The organism is Geminocystis sp. CENA526, from assembly GCF_050753365.1.
In the GTDB taxonomy this organism is placed as follows: domain Bacteria; phylum Cyanobacteriota; class Cyanobacteriia; order Cyanobacteriales; family Cyanobacteriaceae; genus Geminocystis.
Window position 1 is genome coordinate 1 of record NZ_JBLZFY010000160.1, and the last position, 6,224, is coordinate 6,224.

The window sequence follows — 6,224 nt, forward strand, 5'->3', positions numbered from 1 at the left end:
TTCCCTTTTCCCAAATCCGCTCTTCCCTCTCTTCATCAAAATACTTTTTCAGCAAACCCGAATTAAATTATGGGTTGGCAATTACAAGATTAAAAGCATTTTGGGCGGCGGCTTGTTGAGAGGCTTTTTTGGTTGCACCTTTTCCTTTACCTAGTAATTTATCTTGTAACCAAACTTCGGCAATAAAACGCTCATCTTGATTATCGAGGTTAGGGTTTTGAATCACTTTATAAGTAGGTAAAAGTTTATACTTGCCTTGAGTCCATTCTTGTAGAGCGTCTTTGTAGTTTTCTCGTGCTGGATCAGCGTGGACTTGGGCTGCTTTTTCCCGTAGGATAGGATCGAGCCAAAATCGAACTAAGTCCATATTTTTGGTACTCTGATATAATGCCCCTAATACTGCCTCAAAGGTATCTGCTAAACGAGACATTCTCCCGCCTTTGTCGTTTTTGATATTGGGTGTCATCAAAAGGTATAAATCGAAACCATATTCAAGAGCTATTTCTGCTAAAAATCGATCGCTCACTAATATTGACCTAATAGCGGCAAATTCTCCAACGGGTAACTCTGGATAGGTTTCTAATAACAATTCTGCGGAGGCTAAACGCACGACGGCATCCCCGACAAATTCGAGTTGTTCGTAGTTATGGGTAAGAGAAATGCTAGGATGGGTTAAGGCTAAGTCTAATAATGACCAATTTATTTTTGATACGTCTTCTATGCCTAATCTTTGTAAGAGTTTCAGTAATTCTCTTTTTCTTCTGGTATCTTTTATCTCCATGTATTCTTGATTATTTTTGAGTGCGATGGTTTTTGATTTTCTATGACATTAAACAAAATAGCAATGTTTCATTCCAGAGATTGCTTCTGTTTTAGAAATTATGCGCTTGTGCAAAAATTAAGGGCTTGAGATTCCTTTACTACTCTCGGAATGATAGAATATCGTTACAGGTGCGTAAGTCTTATGTTTCCTTAGCCAATAAAGCTAGACGAACGATATTTGAGCCTCCAGTAAAGGTATTTCCATTTTCTGCTAGGTATCGTTTCCATGTCTTTGTGCCGGGTTGTCCTGCAAAAATTTGCAAAAGATGGCGCATGATAGTGTTTAATTTTACTTTCTGTGATGTCCAAAAGTCAATATAGGGATATAAAGATTCGATAATTTCCTCTCTGGTAAGTATTTCTTGCTTATCTCCGTAAATGTCTCGATCGATATAGGCGAATAGATAGGGATTGTCGTAGGCGGCACGTCCAATCATTACGCCGTCAACATAGTTTAAATGTTCTTTTGTTTGCTCAATGGTTTTGATACCGCCATTAATTTCGATGGTGAGATGAGGAAACTCTTGTTTCAGGCGATATACGTCTTCATAACGCAAGGGAGGAATATCTCGATTTTCTTTGGGGCTTAATCCTTGTAACCATGCTTTTCGGGCGTGGATAATAAATCTTTGACAACCACTATCAGCGAGGGTTTTAACAAAATATACCATGTCTTCATAGCTATCTCGATCGTCAATACCGATGCGATGTTTGACAGTGACGGGAATATTAACAGCGTTTTGCATAGCTTCTACTGCTTGGGCGACTTTCTCAGGTTGTGCCATTAAACAAGCGCCAAAGTTGCCATTTTGTACCCTCGAACTAGGGCAACCTACGTTAAGATTGATTTCATCATAGCCCCAATCTTGCCCAATTTTGGCACATTCTGCTAACTGTTGGGGATTGTCTCCCCCTAATTGTAAGGAAACGGGTTTTTCTTCTTCGCTAAAGTCTAATAATTTAGATCGATCGCCGTGTATAATAGCTTGAGTGGTAATCATCTCCGTATAAAGGAGAGTTTTTTTGGTCATTTTACGCATAATATACCGAAAATGTCGATCGGTATAGTCCATCATGGGGGCAATACTAATAATTGGTGATAAAGTCACTTTTTAAATCGGCAATTAGACAATTAAGTTAATAGTTTTTTGTACTATGAAAAACTTTTGTTTCACCTTAGTATAGCATTTTCCAGTATCTGTTACTTAAATTTCACTTTATTATGAAGCCAATTAGTAACTCTTGTAGGTAGATTTTTTTTCACCCATTGCCAAGCAATTATTTTAAATAAAGGTTTAGGAGTTTTAGCCAAAAATTTAGCTAATTTGTTCATCGATCGATTGGGAATTTTTTTATTTATAATATTAATAATTCCGATGTCATAAAGACAATCAATGATTAGCTTAATGGTTGCTTCTTCATTTAATGCTAAGTTTTCTAAAAGTAAGTAAATATCCCTTAGCCTTTCTTGTTGAAACTTTTTTTCTTCGGGAGTTGTATCAGGTAACGCAACTATTTTTACGGACTTTTTTTCACGACTCAGCATTATTAAGAATTAGGAATTAGGAATTAAGAATGTAGAATTAAGAATTAAGAATTAACACCCAATTCTTTTTTACTCATTACTCATTACTCATTCCTCATTCCTCATTAAATTAAACTGCTTGGGGTTGTGCTTGAGGTTGGAATTGGAATAAAGAATAGACGACATTTCTACGAATGTCAATCATCATCTCTAAAAACATTTCGTAGCCTTCTTGTTTATATTCGATTAAAGGGTCTTTCTGTCCGTAGCCTCTTAATCCTACAGACTCTCGTAACGCATCCATAGCTTGTAAATGTTCACGCCAGAGGGTGTCAATTTGCTGAAGGATAAAGAATCTTTCGGCTTGACGCATTAAACTGGGTTGGAGTTGCTCGATTTGATTTTCTTTTAAGTCATAAGCCTTATGCACTTCCTCGTGTAAAAATGTTTTCATTTCTGTTACTGTCATGTCTTCTAAGTCTTTGACGCTGACATCTTCGAGGAGGTAAATAAATTCTTTGGCTTTGTTGACTAATCCTTCTAAATTCCATTCGTCTGGTGGTAATTCGGGATTGACGTAAGCCATGACTATTTCATCCATCGTTTGAGTAGCGTATTGCAATACTTGCTCTTTTAACTCTCTCCCTTCTAAGACTCGACGACGTTCAGCATATATAGCACGACGTTGGTTATTCATTACTTCGTCATACTCAAAAACGCTTTTACGAGCATCATAATAGAAGGTTTCTACTTTTTTCTGAGCGCCTTCTAAGCTACGGGTTAACATCCCTGATTCGATGGGCATATCTTCTTCCACTCTAAAGGCATTCATTAACCCTGCTACTCTATCACCGCCGAAAATCCGCAATAAATTGTCTTCTAAGCTCAAAAAGAAGCGTGTTGAACCGGGATCACCTTGTCGCCCCGCTCTCCCTCTTAATTGGTTGTCTATACGTCTTGATTCGTGTCTTTCTGTACCAATGACGTGCAACCCCCCTTTATCCACTACTAATTTATGTTCTTCGTCTGTAAGAGTATCGTACTCTTTACGGATCGATCGATATACCTCTCTGAGTTTAAGGATTACAGGCTCATCGGTAGGTGCTTTTTCGGCGGCAACGGCAATTTTTTCTTCTGCGTCTAATTCCGATAAACTTTGTTGCCCATAGGTTTCAACGGCAAATTTTACGGCTTCTTTTAACTTAGCTTCTGTTTCAGGGGATAGTTGACAAGGGAAAATATCGGAGGAGGGTTTCCAGTTTTTGACTTTTTTACCGTCACCATTTGCCCCAAAACCTTGCCCTTTAGCCCGTTTATTCATGTCAATACCGGGTACACTTACCATTAATTGATCATTTTCGGGCATGACAATTTGGGGCATTAAATATTCCCGAATTTTCAATCTTGCCATGTAGTCGGAGTTACCACCAAGAATGATGTCTGTACCACGTCCAGCCATATTAGTTGCGATCGTAATTGCCCCTTTTCTTCCTGCTTGGGCGACAATTTCTGATTCCCTTTCTACATTTTCAGGACGCGCATTGAGAATTTGATGGGGTACTTCTTTTTGTACTAACAATTTAGCTAATAATTCTGATTTCTCTACGCTGGTAGTTCCAATTAGTACAGGTCTGCCTGTTTTGTGCATTTCCTGACATTCTTCCGCAACGGCTTTCCATTTAGCTATCTCATTTTTATAGACAACATCGGGTAAATCCGCTCGATCGGACGGTCGATTAGTGGGTATAATTGTTACTTCAAGGTTATAGACTTTTTCAAATTCCGTTTCTTCGGTTTTCGCAGTTCCCGTCATCCCTGATAGTTTAGGATAGAGTAAGAAAAAGTTTTGATAGGTGATACTGGCTAAAGTTTGTGTTTCTTTTTGTATCTCCACGCCTTCTTTGGCTTCGATCGCTTGATGTAAGCCGTCACTCCATCTTCTTCCTGCTAAAATCCTTCCTGTAAACTCATCCACAATAACTACTTCATCATTACGAACAATATAGTTTACATCACGGGTAAATAATTCTTTCGCTTTGATAGCATTAAAGATATAATGTGCCCAAGGGTTTTCTTGATCATATAAATCCTTAACCCCTAGTAATTCTTCGGCTTTGCCGAAACCTTCATCGGTTAAAAGCACACTTCTAGCTTTCTCGTCAACTTCATAATGTCCTCCGTCTCCTTCCTCCACTTGTTTTGTCAATAATTGAGCAATTCTGGCAGCCTCCAGATATTTTTCCATTGGGCGTTCTACTTGCCCTGATATAATCAAAGGAGTACGGGCTTCATCCACTAAAATAGAGTCCACTTCATCGATGATGCAGTAATTAGGCACTCTTTGCACCACTTCAGAGATGTCTGTTGCCATGTTATCCCGTAGGTAATCAAAACCTAACTCACTGTTAGTAGCGTAGGTAATATCAGCACTATAGGCTTTCTGTCTTTCAGGGGAAGTCATGCCACTTTGAATTAACCCCACACTTAACCCCAAAAAGCGATGAATTTGCCCCATCCATTCCGCATCACGACGGGCGAGGTAATCGTTAACGGTGACAACGTGAACCCCTTTACCCGTTAAACCATTAAGATAGGCAGGTAGAGTAGCCACGAGGGTTTTACCTTCCCCTGTTTTCATCTCGGCAATTTGCCCTGTGTGTAAGACAATTCCCCCTAACATTTGCACGTCATAATGACGCATTCCTAAAACTCTTATCCCTGCTTCTCTAACTAAGGCAAAGGCTTCTACGAGAATTTCATCTAAAATAATGTCTCTTTCTTCACGATTTTTGGCTTTAGCTAACATCTCTTTAAAAGATGCGGTTTTTGCCCTCATTTCGTCATCTGTCAATTTTTTAAAATCTTCTTCTAAGAGGTTAATTTCGGCGATGAGGGGTTGTAACTTCTTGAGTTTACGAGCGTTAGGATCTCCGAATAGCTTTTTAAACATACCTAGTTTTTATAATTTCTTTAAATAATATTGACTTTTCATCATATCATTTCTCAGTTAAGAACTATTTAGGTGTGCTAAAAAAGCCTTGTTAATCTAAGACATATTTTATTGGTTCTTGTACTTTGAGTATGATAAATTATTGATGAGGGTAGGCAAAATACTTTTTCAGCAGTCTCTAATTATTGATTGAGGATATTACCTCGAATATCTGTCACCATAATATCCCATTGACCATTATTCGCTATCTCGAAAGTGATTTTTTCGCCGTTACTGCTAATCATGGGGTTGCGAATTTGTCGATTTTGTTCCATAATCAAAGGACGTTTTTGTTGTGTAGTTCGATCGAACAGATAAAGTCCAGATTTTCCCTGAGTTGCCACTGCAAAGACTAAATATCTACCGTCTTCAGATATGGAAGGATTTAACGCTACTTCATCGATAGAATTTAAACCGGGTAAATCGATTAAACGCCGATTCTTAGCATCGAATAAATAAACGTCTTGAGAGCCATTTCGATCGGACACAAATGTAATATATTGTCCTGCGATATGGGGATTTAATTCCGATGAGCGACTATTAAAACTTCTGGTATTATCAGAAAAGGGAAAACTGAGGAGTCGAGGATAGTTACTACAACCTCCTAAAAAAAACATGATCAAAAATAGACGAATGAAACGAGATATTTTCATTAAGCACTTAAAAAGTAATTATGAATGATAGATATTTTTGAACTAACCATGCTCGAAAAAGAAAGAATACTCGAATTTGCTCCCCCCTAACCCCCACAGGGCTGTTTCATTTTTAAATTTTTGGTTAAGAGAAAGTAATGAGTAAAGAGTAATAAGTAATGAGTTTTGATAATTTACTATCATAAATTGATTATTTCAAGATTTATTATTATTACCTGAAATCTGGAAGCAAAAA

General features: G+C 37.9%; 5 protein-coding genes. All 5 read right to left on the minus strand.

Annotation, left to right across the window (positions count from 1 at the left end; translation table 11 throughout):
* Positions 1-67 precede the first annotated feature (67 nt).
* Positions 68-781 carry a ribonuclease III gene (gene rnc / locus ACN4EE_RS21630; RefSeq protein WP_431708584.1) on the minus strand — a complete coding sequence of 238 codons (714 nt, stop codon included), beginning with the start codon at positions 779-781 and terminating at the stop codon, positions 68-70.
* 181 nt (positions 782-962) lie between these two features.
* On the minus strand, positions 963-1,931 hold the full coding sequence (gene dusA, locus ACN4EE_RS21635; RefSeq protein ID WP_431708585.1) for a tRNA dihydrouridine(20/20a) synthase DusA: 969 nt from the start codon (positions 1,929-1,931) through the stop codon (positions 963-965).
* Positions 1,932-2,023: 92 nt separating this feature from the next.
* Positions 2,024-2,368, minus strand: a complete 345-nt coding sequence (locus tag ACN4EE_RS21640; protein WP_431708586.1) for a hypothetical protein — start codon at positions 2,366-2,368, stop codon at positions 2,024-2,026.
* Positions 2,369-2,477: 109 nt separating this feature from the next.
* A complete protein-coding gene (secA, locus tag ACN4EE_RS21645) occupies positions 2,478-5,297 on the minus strand; it encodes a preprotein translocase subunit SecA (protein ID WP_431708587.1) in 2,820 nt (939 codons plus the stop codon).
* Positions 5,298-5,479: 182 nt separating this feature from the next.
* On the minus strand, positions 5,480-5,989 hold the full coding sequence (locus ACN4EE_RS21650; protein ID WP_431708588.1) for a TolB family protein: 510 nt from the start codon (positions 5,987-5,989) through the stop codon (positions 5,480-5,482).
* Between the last annotated feature and the right edge of the window lie 235 nt (positions 5,990-6,224).